This window comes from Micromonospora sp. LOL_015, from assembly GCF_048060275.1.
In the GTDB taxonomy this organism is placed as follows: Bacteria; Actinomycetota; Actinomycetes; order Mycobacteriales; family Micromonosporaceae; genus Micromonospora_E.
This window is the reverse complement of the sequence record NZ_JBHMIO010000069.1, coordinates 1-16,015: the sequence shown is the minus strand read 5'-3', so window position 1 is coordinate 16,015 and position 16,015 is coordinate 1. Positions and strand designations below refer to the sequence as shown.

Here is a 16,015-nt window from a genome sequence, read left to right as displayed (position 1 = left end):
CACCAGGGCGATTCCCACACATCTTGACCGTTCCGGACACCACGCCCGGTGATCAGAGCCTCACCCGGAAAGGCTCAGTGGGCAACCCAGCAGACCCGCAACCTCACCACCGACCTCGGCCAGCGCGTCGACCAGCCTGGTTCCTGCTCCGCGACCGCGACGGCAAGCACACCACCACCTTCGATCACGTCGTCACCGCCGAAGGCATCACACCGTGGTCAAGACCCACCCCGGGCCCCACAGGCCAACTGCATCGACGCTGGGCAGCTGGCACGACTGCGGCAGCCATGGGCGCGGCCCTCATCGCCGGACTGTGAAGCCGCGGGACGATGGCACCACTGCTGCGGCGGCCGGCGCTGCGAAGCACACCATCGCGCAGACCGCGAGGACCGCGGTCGCGCCGAACTGATTGATCGCGGGTGCGATGAGCGCGAGACCGACGGGCGCGAAACCGTAGGAGAGCAGGAAGTCCAGAGAGGAGACCCGGGCGAGTTTGGTGGGCTCGACCTCACGCTGAGTGGCGGTGAACCAGGGAACGTTGAACAGTTCGATGCCGATGCCGGCGAGCACATATGCGGCGAGGATCAGTCCGGGGTGCACCGGCAGGAGCAGGCTCAGCGGCACGAGCCCGTAGAACGAGAGCCCGGCGAGCGCGGACCAGCCCTGGGCCCGAGGCCGCCATCTCGCGATGATCATGGCTCCGGCGAGCGCACCGATTGTGTAGGTGGTCATCGCGGCGGCCAGCAGGGCCTCGCTGCCATAGCGGTCCCGGCTGACCAACGGCAGGACAACGAAGGTGGCCGAGTATCCGGTTGCGATCACTGCGGTCAGCGACGCCAGGCCGGCGACGAACCAGGGGTGCCTGCGGGCCTCACGCACGCCGTCGGCGAATTCGGCCAGGATGTTCGGCCCGGTGGTGGGTTGGACGGGTGAATTGGCTCCGGCGGGCGGAGCCAGCGCGGCTACCAGCCACAGTGCACCAACGCCCCATAACAGCACCGGGGTGGAGAAGACCACGGCCAGCAGGGCGGTGAGAGTCGGCGCCACCAGGGTGGTGACCCGGACCGCGAGGGTGATCGCGGCGTTTGCCTGCTGCCGCTGCGGTTCGGCGACCACCTCTGCGGTCAGTGCCTGGAAGGCCGGGCGGCACGCGCCCTGCCCGGCACCCATCACGAACGCCGCGGCCGCAGCCAGCAGCAGTGACCGATCCAGGCTCATCGCCATCACGGGCGCGACGAAGGCGGCCATCAGCCCGGACCAGAGCACCGTCTTCCTCCGGGAGTACCGGTCGGCCAGCACCCCGCTGACCGGTACGGCGGCGAGAAAGCCCACTGTGCGCGTGGCCAGGAGGACTCCGAGCTGGACCCCGGTCAGCGACCGGTCGAGCACCGCCAGACCGAGGATGAAGGGCAGTGCCCACGTCGCGACGCCGGAGGCCATCGTGCCGGTCCACAACCGGACGAAGGGCGAGCTTCGCAGCAGGGGGGTCGACATGGAGTGGATCTCGACAGCATCATCGTGCGTACGCATTGGTCTCCAGTCATGGAAGCGACGTCAGCTGCCGTCATGCTCATGGCGGCGTGAGCCGCCACGGACGGCGATACGACCCGGCTGCCTCGGCACCACCCTCGTCCGGCGACAGTCGCAGATGGCAAGTGACGATCGCCGCACCGCCTCAGCGGACGGTCGCACGGTGCCAGTTCCTCCACCGAGACCTTGCCGGCTCTGGGCGTACGGGACCGGATGGCTGGCGCCGCCGATTTCATGACGAAGTTCGCGCCGGGCGGTCAGGTGTGATGCCTGCGCCTGCCGTGGCGGGGTCGTCTGGGCTCTCGTTTGCCTGTCTGGCAGCGCCCCGGTTCATCTCTGATCTGCTGACTTTCGCGGTAGCCGTTCTCAAGGCGGTGGCAGCCAGGTAGGTGACTCGGAGGATGTCGGTGGAGGGTTCGCGGTCGACGAGTACCTCTACGCCGTAGACCGACTCGATCAGTTCGGGGGTCAGTACGGTCTCTGGGGAGCCGGCGGCGACCACCTGCCCGTAGTCGAGGATGACGACGTGGTCGCAGTAGCGGGCAGCGAGGTTGAGGTCGTGCAGGGCGACGACGCAGGTGACCTCCAGTGATCCCAGCAGGTCGAGGAGTTCGAGCTGGTAACGGATGTCGAGGTGGTTGGTGGGTTCGTCGAGCAGGATCTCCCGAGGCTCCTGGGCGAGAGCACGGGCGAGTTGCGTGCGTTGCTTCTCCCCTCCCGAGAGGGTGTGCCAGCTCTGGCGCTGCTTGTCGGCGATGCCGACCCGTTCGAGCGCCGCATCGATGATCCGGCGATCGTGCTCGGTCAGCGCGTCAAAGCGACCCCGGAACGGCGTGCGGCCGAGCTCCACGACCTGGCGGACGCTGACATGGTTGTGGGCGGTCACGTCCTGCTCGACGACGGCGAGTCGCCGGGCGAGGACACGGCGGCTCAGGTCGCGCAGGCAGGTGTCGTCGTATCGGACGACGCCGGTGTTGGGGCGGCGCAATCCGGCGAGCAGGCGCAGCAGTGTCGACTTGCCCGAGCCGTTGGGGCCGAGGAGGCCGACGATCGTTCCGTCGTGAGCCGCCATCTCGATGTTGTCCAGCAGCCGATGGCCCTTGACCGACCAGGAGAGCTCGGTGGTGTTGATGCGGCCCATCAGGACTCCAGACGCTTCAGGATCAGCGCGAAGGCCGGCGCGCCGAGGAGCGCGGTGATGACGCCGGCGGGAAGCTCGTGAGGCGTGAACGCGGTCCTGGCGAACGTGTCCACCCAGATGAGGAGGATGGCACCGGCAATCGCGGACAGGGGAAGCAGTGAGCGGTGCATCGGGCTTACCAGGATGCGGACGGCGTGCGGGACAAGCAGACCGATGAAGCCGATCGCACCGCAGGCCGCCACAGCGGCCGCCGTGATGAGCGAGGTCAGCACCATCAGCCAGATGCGGACCGCGTTGACGTTGACACCCAAGGCGGCGGCGGAGTCCCAGCCGAACGTGAAGGCGTCCAGGGACGGCGCGAAGAGTTGAATGGCGAGCACCCCGACAAGAATGATGACGACCGTGGAGGCCACCCCCTCCCACCTCGCGCCCGAGAGAGTCCCGAGCAGCCAGTAGGTGAATCCGCGGGTGGAGTTCGCGTCCCCGCTGATCATGAGGATGAGCGAGGTGACAGCGGCGAAGAACTGGGACACGAGCACGCCGGTGAGCACCACGCGGGTAGGGCTGGCGACACGCCCTCCACCGAGCAGTACCAGCAGTAGGCCGAAAGCGACCAGGCCACCGGCGAAAGCTCCGGTCGAGAGGGAGATGCCTCCGCCGATACCGAGCAGGAGAACGGCTACCGCGCCGGTCGAGGCACCGGAGGAAATCCCCAGCAGGTAAGGGTCGGCCAGGGGGTTTCTGGTAATGGCTTGCAGCACCGCCCCCGAGACCGCCAGTGCCGCGCCGACTGCGGCGGACAGCAGCACGCGCGGGAAGCGTGACTCCCAGATCAGGGCGTCCAGCAATCTCGGCAGCGGCGGGGTCGGGGCGAACTCGCCCAGGCCGATATGCCGCAGGATCGTGGAGACGACATCGAGGTGGGCGACGTTCGCGCTCCCGAACAGGGATGCTGCGATGATCGACACCAGCAGCCCGGCTGCGGCCAGGAGGGAGATGACCGCCGCCGTGGCACGCCGCAGACGCGGCGGAGCTGTCTCATGGCCCATGATCGAGTTCGTGGTGCGCCCGACGGTCGTGCGTAGTTTCATTCTCATGTTTGTCGGCTGCTCACCGGAACCTGTTCAGGCCTTCGACGAGGGCGGGAACGATGTACACGCTGCCGTAGGAGGGATCCATCTGGGCACCGGGGATGGTGATGAACCGGTCGTCTGTCACCGCAGTGAGCTTGCTCGTGAGCGGGTCCTTCTTGAGTAGGTCGATCTTCTCCGCCGCGGTGTCGTTGGGTTCACCCCTGGTCAGATCGGCGAGGATGATGGCGTCGGGATCGCGGGCGGCGACCTCGTCCCAGCTCACCTCGGCCCATTTGGTCGACGCGTCATCGAAGATGTTCTTGACCCCGGCGAGGTCGGAGATGTGCTGCGGGAGACCGCCGGGACCGGCTGCCCAGGGAGTGCCGGCGTAGGTGGAGTAGAACCACAACACCTTCAGCGGGGTGTTCCGATTCTCGACGGCGTCCAGCGCCTTCTCCACCAGGGCCTGCTGTTCGGTCGCCAGCTTCTCCCCCGCGGCCGGAACGTCGAAGATCTTGGCCAGATCGCGGTACTCCTGATACAGCATGTCGAAGTTCGCGTCCGCCACGCTGGCGTGCAGGGTGCAGTCGAGTTCGGTAATGTAGGTCGGCACACCCAGGTCATGTAGCTGCTCCCGGTCGCCGGCCTGCGCCGCGGTGAGAAAGCTCCCGAAGCTGGTGTAGACGAACTCCGGCTGTGCTTCCAGCAGCTTCTCGTGCTTGATCGGCTGTCCGGGCGCGGACAGCAGCGGAATCTTCTCGTACTGCTCGGCCATGTCGGCCGGCGGCTGGTAGATCTCGTATCCTGATCCGACGACCCGGTCGCCCACCCCCAGCTTGATGAGGATCTCGGCTGCCGTCTGGTTCAGCGTGACGACCCGCTGCGGCGCCGCCTCGAAAGTCACGTCGGCACCGCAGTTCTTCATGGTGAACGGATAGGTCGTCGTGCCCCCACCTGCGGTCGCTTCCCGGCCGACTGCGCCGGGAGACTCGCCACCCGCACAACCCGTGAGCACAAGCATCGCCACGGCGGCCGCGACTTTGGTACCCGTTACCGTTTTCATCAGAGGCAGGCTAGCAGCTCGCGCATGGACAGTGAAGAGCTGACGGACGGCGGTTACCTCGACGGTGATCATCTTCATGATCACCACCTCACGACCATCGCAGTGATCAACACCGATTGCCCGTTGCAAATGATCATCGTTTCCAGTAGACATGATGTGTGCCCCCACTCCAATCAGGACACGGAACCTTGCTGCCCGGAGTCCAGTCCGTCCCGCTCACCGCCCTTCGGCATCCCACTGTTTCCACGCTTCTCGACGATCACCGGGCCCTGCTGGCCGAGCTTCTGGACGGCCTGGGGTCACCGCTGCACATCGTGCTGCCGGAGGTCTTCGAGGAGAACATCACCGCCCTTCGGCAGGCGTTCGCCGAGACGGGCGCCGACGTCGACATCCTGTTCGCCAAGAAGGCGAACAAGGCCGACTGCTTCGTCCGGTCGGCAGCCGCCCTCGGTGTCGGAATCGACGCCGCCAGCACTGCCGAACTGGTCAAAGCCCTGGCCGGCGGAGTGCCCGGACACCGGATCGGCATTTCCGGCCCGGAGAAGGACGACACCCTGCACGCCCTCGCCGTCCAGCACGACTGCCTGGTCGCCGTCGACTCGATCAGCGAACTCCGCCGGCTAGCCGCGACCGCGCGGCTCGCGCACCGGCAGGTCAGGGTGCTGCTGCGGGCTCGGACCACGATCCAGCCGGGAAGTCGGTTCGGGATGGCCGCCGCCGAGCGTTCCGCAGCCGTCAGCCTGTGTCTGGAACTCGCCGACCACGTGAGCTGCCGCGGATTCTCGTTCCACCTCAACGGCTACTCGCCCGAGGAGCGGGCGATGGCGGCGAACGAGATGATCGAGCACTGCCTCGACGCCAGGTGGCGGGGCGCCCTGTCTGCCGAGCTGGTCGACATCGGCGGGGGGCTACCCATGCGCTACGTCGATCCGCAGCTCTGGGACGAGTTCATCCAGCAGAACGAGCCTGCCCACTACCACGGGAACAAGACCTCCAGGGGCTTCCACTTCTATCCGTACGGAGGAATGCCTCCCACCCAGGCCGTACGCACGATCATGAACCATCCCGTCGACGGCGATGAGAGCCTGTCAGCGAAGGCTGCCCGCAACGCCATCCGCTTCATCGTTGAACCCGGCCGGTCGCTGCTGGACCAGGCCGGCTTCACCGTGTTCCGCGTGCAGCAGGTCGAAGACCGGCGGGACACCGACGGGTACGCGATTATCACCGTCGCGGGTAACAGCCTGAGTCTCTGCGAACAGTGGTTCAACACCGACTACCTCCCGGATCCCCTGCTGATGTCTGCCCAGTCACTTGCCGACAAGGTGTTCCCTGCCTGCGTCGCAGGTTCCACCTGCCTGGAGAACGACATGGTGACCTGGCGAAAAATCCGATTCCCTCGGCCCGCTCGGCCCGGTGACCACCTGGTCTACCTCAACACCGCCGGCTACCACTCGGACTTCCTCGAATCACGGTTCCACGACACCGCGCTGCCGTTGAAAGCTGTTCTCCGGCTCGGTGACGCAGCACCGCGCTGGCGACTGGACGGAATCTGACTCCGTCCCGAAACGAAGGAGAAATCTCGCATGTCACAGAGCTACGCCGCCCCCGGACAGCTATGGTTGCTGCCGCAGTCGGAGCAGGAAGGGCTCGGCTTCGATTACCGGCAGGTCCTCAATGTCGTCGAGGGCGCCTACCGCGCTCTGCGGGAGAAGGGTTCCAACAATCCGGTCAAGACGGTCATCGAGGATCCGGACGATCACTCGCTCAGCTACTCGATGGTGGCAAGGGACGGCGGCACCAACACAGTGTGTTTCAAGGCCGTCTACGAGTTCGATCCGAGCCGCCGACGCGATGACTACCGGTTCCACTCGTTCATCTTCATCGCCGACGACACCACCGGGTCGCCTATCGCGCTGATGGACGTGGTGAAAGTCGGGCCGTTGCGGTCCTCGGCCAGCAGCGCGTTGTTCGCCCGCGCAGCCTGCCCGGACGCTCGCACCGCCCTGGTCATCGGCACTGGCGTACAAGGGCAGATGGCCCTGCCGATGCTGGTCGCGGCACTTCCGAATCTGGAACGGTTGCAGGTGTTCGGCACCTATCCCGACGGTCTGCGAGCCGTTCAGGACAGCGTCGACGGCCGCGAGGTCGAGATCGCGACAGACCTCCAGAAAGCCGCCAGCGAAGCGGACATCCTGATCGGCGCCTCAGGTCTGTCCGCGACGAAGGTGGTACAGCGTGACTGGGTGAAACCCGGATCGATCTCCGTGCTGCTCGGCTACGGCGTGCACGACGTGTTCCACGGCGCGGACTACCGGATCGCCACGGACATCACCCAGATGCATGTCACCTGCGGCAAACTACGAGGCCCAGACGGTAGCTTGCCCCCCATCGACGGCGAGCTGCCGGACATCCTGCTCGGCCGGACACCGGCCCGGCGTGATCCCGGCGATGTGGTCTTCGCCTACAACAGCGGTATGGCGGTCACTGACGCCGCGCTGGGCCGATACATCGCCGATCTCGCGCTGGCGGCCGGGCGCGGGCAAAGGGTCGATTTCTGGTGAGGATCATCCCGCTGACCACACTGTCCTTCTGGAAGACCGTTCCATGAGCCGCGCCCTCGAACCAGCGACCTCGGCGTCCTTGGTGCGTTGGGTGGTGGCGGGCCTGCCAGCCTACGATCCCGGAGCCGACCCGGACGAGGTGGCCGCCCTCAGTGGGGCCGCCCGAGTGATCAAACTCTCCAACAACGAGAGCCCGTTCGGCACCTCGTCGGCGGCTACTGAAGCCGTGCGTCAGCGCTTGGCCGCCGGCGTCTCCCGCTATCCCGACCCCACGGGCAGACGGCTGGCGAAGGCCATCGGGGAGCGCCTGGCGGTGCCTGCCGAACGCGTCGTTCTCGGCAACGGTTCGGAGAACATCCTGGAGCTGCTGTGCCAGGCAGTACTCGATCCGGGCGATCTGGTGACCACCCAGGCACCCGGGTTCAGCCTGCACGAGATATTTCCACGCATGGTGAGCGCCCAGGTCAAGAAGGTACCGGTCACCGTCGACTTCGGGTTCGACGCGTCCGCCTGGCGTGACGCACTGGCCGCGGGCCCGAAACTGATCTTCCTCGCCAATCCCTGCAATCCGACCGGTGCGATACTCAGCGTCGACGAGCTGGAGCGCATCGTGGCCGACACCCCTGAGTCGGCCCTGCTAGTACTCGACGAGGCATACTGCGAGTTCGCCCGCCCCAACCCGGGCTACCCCGACGGGCTGGCGGTTCTGGGCGGGCAGCAGCGACCGTGGATGGTGTTGCGCACCTTCTCCAAGGCCTACGGCCTGGCGGGCATCAGGGTGGGGTACGGCATCGCCTCCGACACCGCTCTTGTGCAGGCCCTGGACCGGGTCCGCGCTCCCTACAATGTCAACCAACTGGCTCAGGACGCCGCCATCGCCGCACTGGGTGACCACACGCACCTGGCCGAGACTGTCCGCCGGACCGGCCTTGAGATCACCCGGGTCACCGACAGGTTGCGCGCGGCGGGTCTCCGCGTAGCACCATCATCAGCCAACTTTGTATTCATCGACACGGGACGCCGCTCCGACCAGGTGGCCCAGGCGTTGCACCGCGCCGGGATCATCGTCAAGGCCTGGCGCGAGCCGGGTTACGAGAACTTCATCCGAGCCTCGCTCTCGCTTCCCGAAGACAACGACTTCTTCATGCGCCGTCTGATGGAAATCTGCGCGAAGGGCTAGCAATGATCAGAGACAAGGTATCCGACCTGATCGGGCGGACGCCGCTGCTCAGACTGTCGGTACCGGACGGGGCAGCAACCGTGCTGCTCAAGATGGAGCAGTACAATCCCACCGGCACCGCGAAGATCCGGATGGCCAGGAACATGGTGGATGAGGCCGAAGAACAAGGGCTGCTCGCCCCTGGTGGGTGGCTGGTCGAGGCCACCTCCGGCAACACCGGGCTCGGCTTGGCACTCATCGCCGCAGAACGGGGATACAAGTTCACAGCCGTGGTGGACAACCATTCCAGTGTCGACAAGCTTCGTGGGATGCTCGCATACGGTGCCGAGCTACTCAACGTCGGCAGAGATGAGGAAGGGCTGGCTACCGCCGAGCGTTACGCCACTGCTCGTCGACTCGCGGCCGAGCAGGGTGCGTACTGCACCACACAGGACAGCAATCCGGGGAATCCAAACGGCTACCGGCCACTCGCCCGTGAGCTGCACGACGACTTGGGCGAGGGCATTCACTACCTGTACGGGGCAGTCGGCACCGGCGGGTCGCTCTGCGGCACCGGCCGCGTTCTACGGGAACGCATCCCGGATCTGAAGATCGTCGGCGTCGAGCCGGTGGGGTCCGTCAACTTCGGCGGCGAAGAGGCCCCCTACCACCAGTCCGGCACCGGGACGCCAGTGACCTCGGAGATCTGCGACACCCTCGACTACCGCCTCATCGACGAAGGGATCAAGGTCAGCGACTCGGAGGCCTTCGAGACCTGTCGCTACCTGGCCAGAAATTTCGGCATCCTGATCGGCGGCTCGGCCGGTGGCGTCGTTTATAAGGCACTGGAGCGAGCGCAGAGCCTTGGGCCCGAGACCACCATCGTCGCACTGGTCTGCGACGGCGGTGAGAAGTACCTCGACACCGTGTTCAACGACGAGTGGATGGCAGTCAACGGCTTGTTCGACGGGCGGGTCGTCGACCGGCTCGCTTCGATGCTGCGTCACACCCGAACCGGCCGGGTCGGGAAGACACCTGACCAAGTCCGATGAGCCGCTGCCAGCGCTCCAACCTACGGGCGCGTCGCCCGCCCTCTCTTGCTTGCTAGAGCAAGATCGTTGTCATAAGCGACAACACGATCGAGCACGCGGTTGCGTTGACCAAGCGGCGCCACTCGGCCCGTTTTCCCTAATTCAGCAGATCTATCCGTTGTGGAGGTGTCGGCGTGTGGTCGGCGGTAAAAATGTTCCTTGGCCTGCGTCCGCGAGCTTGGGTGGAGGTAGCTGGTCTTGTCGGGCTGATGCTGCTGGTGACGGCGACATATGTCGGTCAGGGTCTGATGATCGCCGACTTGCTCTCCAGGGTGTTCTCGACAACTGACATTGAAGGCCTGCTGGCGCCTCTGGTCGTAATCGGCGTACTGCAGTTGCTTCGGATCGTGCTGCTTGTGGTGCGGGACTCGTGGGCCCCACGGGTGTCGGCGCGGGTGAAGGAGGCAGTGCGCGAAAGGCTGACGCTGAAGTTGATGGAGATTGGACCCGGGCAGGCGCAGCGAATGCGTACCGGTGACCTGCAGTCGACGCTGGTGGACTCAGTGGAGTCGCTTGACCCGCTGGTGGGTCGATTCGTGCCGACTGTGCTGGCGTCGGTGCTCGGCTCTTGTCTCGCTTCGGCGTACGTGATTGCGGTCGACCCGGTGGTAGGTTTGATCGTGCTCGCATGTGCGCTGCTGGCACCCTTGTCCAAACTGGCGGGGGAAAAGTCGATCAGGGAACGTGGTAACCGCTGGATGATGTCCTACCGGGGCATGTACTCCGAGAGCTTGGATGCCGTGCAGGGGATGGCGACGCTCAAGGCGTTCAATGCCAGTGGCAGGCGCGGCCGGGAGTTGGTCGAGCGCGGTGAGGCGTTCTGCCGAGACTCCATCGGGCTGATGGTGGCGTGGTGTGGCACATCGAGTGTCGGTGCGCTGATGGTGCCGATCGGCACGGCGGCCGCAGTCGGCCTAGGCGCCTGGCACGCGGCCACTGGCGCGGTGAGCGTGGCAGGGCTGTTCACGATCCTGATGCTGACCCGCGAGACCTTCCGGCCGATGAACGAACTGGAGGCGGCATACCATTCGGCGTACTACGCCATTCCGGCCGGACGCGCGGTCGCCGACGTGCTGCGCCTGGAACCACATGTCAAGGACGCGGCGACCACGGCACCGACGCTGCGGTGCGACCCCCCAGGCCTGGAGTTCCGCGATCTCCGGTTCTGCTATCCGACCCGGCGTGCGCCGGCGCTGGACGGGTTCAACCTGGCAATCGCGCCGGGTGAGCGGGTCGCCATCGTGGGCCGTTCCGGAGCGGGTAAGAGCACCATGATCGGGCTGCTGATGCGCTACTTTGACGCCGATGCGGGTTCCATCCACATCGACGGACGCGACATTCGCGAATTCCCGCTGGCCAACCTGCGGTCACTGATTGGCGTCGTGGCACAGGACACCTATCTGTTCCACGGCACGGTCCGCGAGAACCTACTGCTCGCCAAACCGGACGCCACCGATGAGGAGATCCGTCGCGCGGTGACCGCGGCGCAGGCAGCCAACTTCATCGCCCGCCTGCCCCAAGGTTTCGAGACGGTCGTCGGCGAACGCGGCCTGAAACTGTCCGGAGGCGAGCGTCAGCGCATCGCGATCGCGCGTGCGCTTCTCAAGGACGCTCCCGTGCTTGTGCTCGACGAGCCAACATCGAGCATCGATGCCGCCAATGAGGCGGAGATCACCCAGGCTCTCGGGGACCTGACACGGGGCCGGACGACGGTCATCATCGCGCACCGGCTGTCCACGGTGCGCGACGCTGACCGGATCGTCGTGATGGAGTCCGGCCGAGTGGTCGAGTTCGGCAGTCACCCAGACCTGGTGGCGCGCAAGGGCCTCTACGCCGAACTCGTCGCGACACAAACTGGAGCGCCCGCATGACCTCGACCCCCCACGCCCACCTCCACACCCACGGCCACGGCCACGGCCACGGCCACGAGCACGGCGTCGGCCAGGATGACGCGCCGGTATCCGGCCGGTCGCTGATCATCAGGCTGAGGAGTCTGATGCCCCTCCTGGGCGAGCACCGCCGACTCATCACGGTGGCCTATCTGGCCGGTGTACTGCACCAGCTTCTCCTACTCGCCTCATCAGGAATAGGCGCGTACGTGGTGGCACGGGCCGCTACGGGAGCCGCGATGGACCAGCTCACCGGATGGTTGATCGCGCTCGGTGGCCTGATCGTGCCGCTGGTTGTCCTTAGCATCGCCGACAGCACCTACGCCCACATCGCCGCCTTCCGCGCACTGGCCGACACCCGGGCGAAGGTGTACACCGCCTTCGAACGGCTCTCGCCCGGCTACATGCTCGAACGACGTTCCGGCGACCTCGGCTCCGCTGCGGTCGCCGACGTCGAACAGATCGAGCTGTTCTTCGCCCACACCCTCAGCCCGCTGGCCGTCGCGTCGACCATCCCGGTGGCCACCACCGTCGCGCTGGGATGGTTCCACTGGTCGCTGGCCTGCGTCTTGTTTCCGGTGCTGCTGCTGCTCGCCTCAGTCCCGGCGTGGCTGCGCCGCCAGGCCGAACGACACGGACACAAGCTACGCGATTCTCTCAGCCAGATGAGCGCCGACAACACCGACACCTTCCAGGGGCTGCGCGAGCTGGTGAACTTCGGTGCACACTCCCAGCGGCTCGGGCTGCTGCGCAAACAGAGCGTCCGGCTAACCGAAGCGAAGTCCGCGCACGGACGCCGTAGCGGCATCGAGTATGCCGCCACGGACAGCATCGCCCTCCTGGGAATACTGGTGGTGCTGGTCCTCGGCGGGTGGCTCGTCCTCGCGGGCGAGCTCGACCGCGCACTCTTCCCAGTCGCTGTCGTGCTCGCCGCGATGGCGATGCTGCCGGTGCTGAAGGTGACCGAGGTCGCGCGCGAGCTTTCCGTAGTCGCGTCCTCAGCTGATCGCATCAACAAGTTGCTCGAGGCACCTGCCCCGGTCTCGGACCTAGTCAGCAAGCCGCCTGAGGGCCCGATCGTGCCGCATATCCGCTTCGATGCCGTCACCTTCGCCTACCGCAGCGACCTGGCGCCCGCTGTGCGGGATGTCAGCTTCGAGATCGGTCCTGGCGATACGGTCGCACTGGTGGGACATTCCGGCGCGGGGAAGTCGACCTGCGCCAACCTGCTGCTGAGATTCTGGGACGTCACCGCCGGATCGGTGTCCGTAGGTGGACACGACGTCCGCGACTTTCCACAGGAAGACCTCCGCCGCCTCATGACATTGGTGCCGCAGGACACCTTCCTGTTCAACACCAGCCTGCGGGAGAATATCCGCCTCGGCCGGGCCGACGCCTCCGACGAAGAGGTTGAGGCCGCCGCGCGGGCTGCCCAAGCCCACGAGTTCATCTCGACACTGCCGGACGGCTACGACACCGTCGCGGGCGAACTTGGCGCGCTCATGTCCGGCGGTCAGCGGCAACGGATCGCGATCGCACGGGCCCTGCTCAAGAATGCCCCCATCCTGGTCATGGACGAGGCGGTGTCAAACCTCGATGCAGCGAGTGAGGAAGCGGTCAACCAGGCAATGAGCGAAGCCCGACACGGACGCACGACCCTGATCATCGCCCACCGGCTCTCCACCATCAGGACCGCCGACCGGGTTGTCGTCCTGTCTGGCGGGCGGGTGGTCGAGAGCGGAGCCCACGAAGAACTCGTAGCCGCTGGCGGGGCATACGTCGACCTACTTGCTTCGCAACTCGAAGGATGAGGCAGTAGCGTGCCACAACCCGCCGCTCGTCGAGGTTGTGGACATGTCCCGGGACTGGACGCGGTGGTCGGCGCCTCGCCCCACTACCTCGTGCACCCGGCGCAGATCGACCCCGTCGTCCGGGCGATCGCCAGCATCACCCGGAAGCCCTCAACGTAAGGATGAGCCATGGCCAAGATCCTGATCCTCGGCAGCGGATGCGCCGCATACCGCGAGCACCTGCTCGCATCAGTGGCCGCCGAGCACCACGTGGTGCTGGCCCAGGAGGCCCCGGCGACCTGGCAGAACCGCCATGTCAGCATCGTGCACCGGATCGCAGTCGGCGACCTGCAGGCCGTGCTGCGGCTGGCTCGCGACGAATCGGTCGCGGCGGTGCTGACCTGGGTGGAGTCCTGGATCGAGACCGCTGCCGCCGCCACCAGTGCCCTACGGCTGCCCGGTCACCCCCTACCGTCGGCCCGCGCATGCCGCGACAAACACCGGATGCGCCAGGTGTGGGCCGCCGCAGGTGTGCCGTCGGCCCGGTCATTCCTGGTTACCGACGAGGCGCAGGCTCGCCGCGCCGCCGCCGATCTGGGCTATCCGGTCGTGGTCAAGCCACGGGCACTAGTCGGCGGTGCCGGGGTACGGCTGGCCCGGGAGCCGGCGGAGCTGGCCCGCGCCTACGCCGCGGCGGCCAGTGCGGGCGGTGCCCTGGTGGAGGAGTACCTGGACGGCCCGCAAGTCAGCGTCGAGTCGGTTCTCGTACGCGGTGGCCGGTTGCATATGGTCGCGGTGGGTAACCGGCGTGCTGGCACTCCGCCAGGGCTCGCGACCGCCAGCCGCCTGATCTCGGTCGCCCAGGCTGAGCAACTAGCGCCGGTGCGCCGTGCCGTCGATGCCGCCCACGCCGCGCTCGGGCTATGCGAAGGCGTCACCCACGCCGAGGTGCGACTGACAGCCTGCGGCCCTCGGCTGGTGGGGCTGAACGCCCAACTGGGTGGCGATCTGATTCCCCGGCTAGTGGCCCTGGCCACCGGTGTCGACCTGGCTGCAGCTGCAGTCGACGCCGCGCTCGGTGAACAGCCGCAGCTGCTGCATACCCGGCGGCGCAGCGCCGGAATCGTCTTCCGCTACGGTGACACCGCTGGTGAAGCGCTGCCCGCGAGCCCGCCCCTGCCGCTGCCCGACGGCGTCGAGCTGCTGTGGACAACGCCGGACGCCCGGGCGACTGGACCTGGCGGTCGGCTCGGGCACGCCGTCGTGGTGGCCGACGATGACGCCACTTGCCAGGACCGGCTTGAGAAGGCGTACGCGGCACTGCTACAGGAATGCGGGCCAGTGCTCCTGCATCAGTAGTGCTCTGTTGGGCGGCGAGGGTGCCGTGGCGGTGCCAGCCGATCCAGGAGCGGCCTTCGAAGTGGTTGAGTCCGAGGGCGGTCTTGAGTTCCCGGTGGTCGTGCTCGACGCGCCGGCGGCTCTTAGTCGGGCGGACCAGCTCGGCCAGAGGCATGTCGGCGGGCAGGTCGGGCAGCCGGTAGTCGCTGGGTTCGTCGCGGCCGGGAGGTCATTGCACAAGCAGCCTGGATCCGGGCACTACCCCGTCATCGCCGCGCTGGGGTCCGCGTTGGATCGCCCGAACGCGAGCCTCTTGCAATCGGTTGTCATAATCGATAAGAAGAAGAGGTGCGAACGCCGCGCGAAGGGCCGGGGCCCCTGGTCAGCCTCGGGGCTATCCGCTCGCCACCCTTCGGTATCCGGCCTCCAGTGGGAGGTTACCGAGGGCGAGAACGTGTCAACAGCACGCTTTCGATGTCCAGCACGATATCGAGGAGATGCCAACCTGAGACTCTCCGACCGATATCACCCGAACCCCGTAAGGGAGCTGACGTTGGATCCGGTAGCCGCAAACACCTCTGGCTTTCTCTACCGAAGCCCGGAGTTGTACGATTCGATATACCGATATGACGAGACCGCCATTCGCCTAACAAGGTTGTGCCACGAACAACTTGTCCGGAACGGAAAGAATCCACCGAGTTCGGTACTTGACCTTGGCTGCGGCACCGCTTACAAGCTAGCTTATCTGCACGAAATCGGATATCAATGCACCGGCATCGACTACGTCGAAGCGACGGTCTCTCATGCTCGCCGCGAACATCCGGGCATCAGGTTCGAAGCGGGCGATATTCGCGATGTCCGAATAGACCAGAAATATGATGTAATCCTCTGCCTGGGATGGGTGCTCGAGAACGTGCACTCCTGTGCAGATATTTCGAGGGTGATGGCTACCTTCGCAGTACATGCGAATCCCGGCGCACTGCTCGTGCTCGGTACGCATAATCCTATCGGAGATTTGGCCGCACTGGGCGCGAAGAGCAGCTTCACCATTGAACGCGAGGACTTCAGGGCGACGGGTCACGCGTCGTTCACCGTCAACAGACGTCATCAAATCCTCACCCGGCACCTGACCTGGTCGTTACCGGGGGATGCCACAGAGGAGGAAGTGACGCGCTACCGACTCTTCTTCCCAATGGAGTTGGAGTTCTACCTGACGTCGTATGGATTTGGCAATGTCGAGATGTTTGACAACATGGACCTGGCCTCGTCAAACCTGGAGGGCTCCATGCTGTACGTGACCGCGACCTCCCAGGGATGAATGAGGTGCCCCGAGGATTCCGGACAGGGAGCCAATAAGGTTACCCTGTCAGGAAAGTCGAG

At 66.1% G+C, this 16,015-nt stretch carries 12 protein-coding genes and 1 pseudogene; 8 read left to right on the top strand and 5 right to left on the bottom strand.

Annotated elements, in window-relative coordinates; translation table 11 throughout:
• Positions 1-300 precede the first annotated feature (300 nt).
• The 4 genes from ACFHWU_RS27195 to ACFHWU_RS27180 all read right to left on the bottom strand — a co-directional run bounded on the left by ACFHWU_RS27195 (position 301) and on the right by ACFHWU_RS27180 (position 4,975).
• Positions 301-1,530, bottom strand: coding sequence for an MFS transporter (locus ACFHWU_RS27195; RefSeq protein ID WP_416592032.1), 1,230 nt, complete (start codon positions 1,528-1,530; stop codon positions 301-303).
• 232 nt (positions 1,531-1,762) lie between these two features.
• Positions 1,763-2,671: an ABC transporter ATP-binding protein gene (locus ACFHWU_RS27190; RefSeq protein ID WP_416592031.1), complete on the bottom strand. Its 909-nt coding sequence runs from the start codon at positions 2,669-2,671 to the stop codon at positions 1,763-1,765.
• Complete coding sequence (locus ACFHWU_RS27185; RefSeq protein WP_416592030.1) at positions 2,671-3,762, bottom strand: FecCD family ABC transporter permease; 1,092 nt, start codon at positions 3,760-3,762, stop codon at positions 2,671-2,673. The genes ACFHWU_RS27190 and ACFHWU_RS27185 overlap by 1 nt, the downstream gene beginning before the upstream one ends.
• Before the next feature lie 19 nt (positions 3,763-3,781).
• Complete coding sequence (locus ACFHWU_RS27180) at positions 3,782-4,975, bottom strand: ABC transporter substrate-binding protein (protein WP_416592029.1); 1,194 nt, start codon at positions 4,973-4,975, stop codon at positions 3,782-3,784.
• A gap of 20 nt (positions 4,976-4,995) precedes the next feature.
• Here ACFHWU_RS27180 and ACFHWU_RS27175 point away from each other — a divergent pair, with 20 nt between their 5' ends.
• The 7 genes from ACFHWU_RS27175 (at position 4,996) to ACFHWU_RS27145 (ending at position 14,656) form a co-directional block, all read left to right on the top strand.
• Positions 4,996-6,360: an alanine racemase gene (locus tag ACFHWU_RS27175; RefSeq protein ID WP_416592028.1), complete on the top strand. Its 1,365-nt coding sequence runs from the start codon at positions 4,996-4,998 to the stop codon at positions 6,358-6,360.
• A 66-nt stretch (positions 6,361-6,426) separates the two neighbouring features.
• Positions 6,427-7,368, top strand: coding sequence for a hypothetical protein (locus tag ACFHWU_RS27170; RefSeq protein WP_416592027.1), 942 nt, complete (start codon positions 6,427-6,429; stop codon positions 7,366-7,368).
• 43 nt (positions 7,369-7,411) lie between these two features.
• On the top strand, positions 7,412-8,548 hold the full coding sequence (gene hisC, locus ACFHWU_RS27165; RefSeq protein WP_416592026.1) for a histidinol-phosphate transaminase: 1,137 nt from the start codon (positions 7,412-7,414) through the stop codon (positions 8,546-8,548).
• Positions 8,549-8,550: 2 nt separating this feature from the next.
• On the top strand, positions 8,551-9,579 hold the full coding sequence (locus tag ACFHWU_RS27160; protein ID WP_416592025.1) for a PLP-dependent cysteine synthase family protein: 1,029 nt from the start codon (positions 8,551-8,553) through the stop codon (positions 9,577-9,579).
• 173 nt (positions 9,580-9,752) lie between these two features.
• Positions 9,753-11,489, top strand: a complete 1,737-nt coding sequence (locus ACFHWU_RS27155) for an ABC transporter ATP-binding protein (protein WP_416592024.1) — start codon at positions 9,753-9,755, stop codon at positions 11,487-11,489.
• Positions 11,486-13,318, top strand: a complete 1,833-nt coding sequence (locus ACFHWU_RS27150) for an ABC transporter ATP-binding protein (RefSeq protein ID WP_416592023.1) — start codon at positions 11,486-11,488, stop codon at positions 13,316-13,318. Before ACFHWU_RS27155 ends, ACFHWU_RS27150 begins: the two co-directional genes overlap by 4 nt.
• A 168-nt stretch (positions 13,319-13,486) precedes the next feature.
• Complete coding sequence (locus ACFHWU_RS27145; RefSeq protein ID WP_416592022.1) at positions 13,487-14,656, top strand: ATP-grasp domain-containing protein; 1,170 nt, start codon at positions 13,487-13,489, stop codon at positions 14,654-14,656.
• Positions 14,657-14,666: 10 nt separating this feature from the next.
• On the opposite strand, the pseudogene ACFHWU_RS27140 reads toward ACFHWU_RS27145, so the two are convergent.
• Positions 14,667-14,936 (bottom strand): annotated as a pseudogene (locus ACFHWU_RS27140) (IS701 family transposase); the annotation flags it as partial.
• Between the two features lie 153 nt (positions 14,937-15,089).
• Here ACFHWU_RS27140 and ACFHWU_RS27135 point away from each other — a divergent pair.
• Positions 15,090-15,953, top strand: coding sequence for a class I SAM-dependent methyltransferase (locus tag ACFHWU_RS27135; protein ID WP_416592033.1), 864 nt, complete (start codon positions 15,090-15,092; stop codon positions 15,951-15,953).
• The last annotated feature ends 62 nt before the right edge of the window (positions 15,954-16,015 follow it).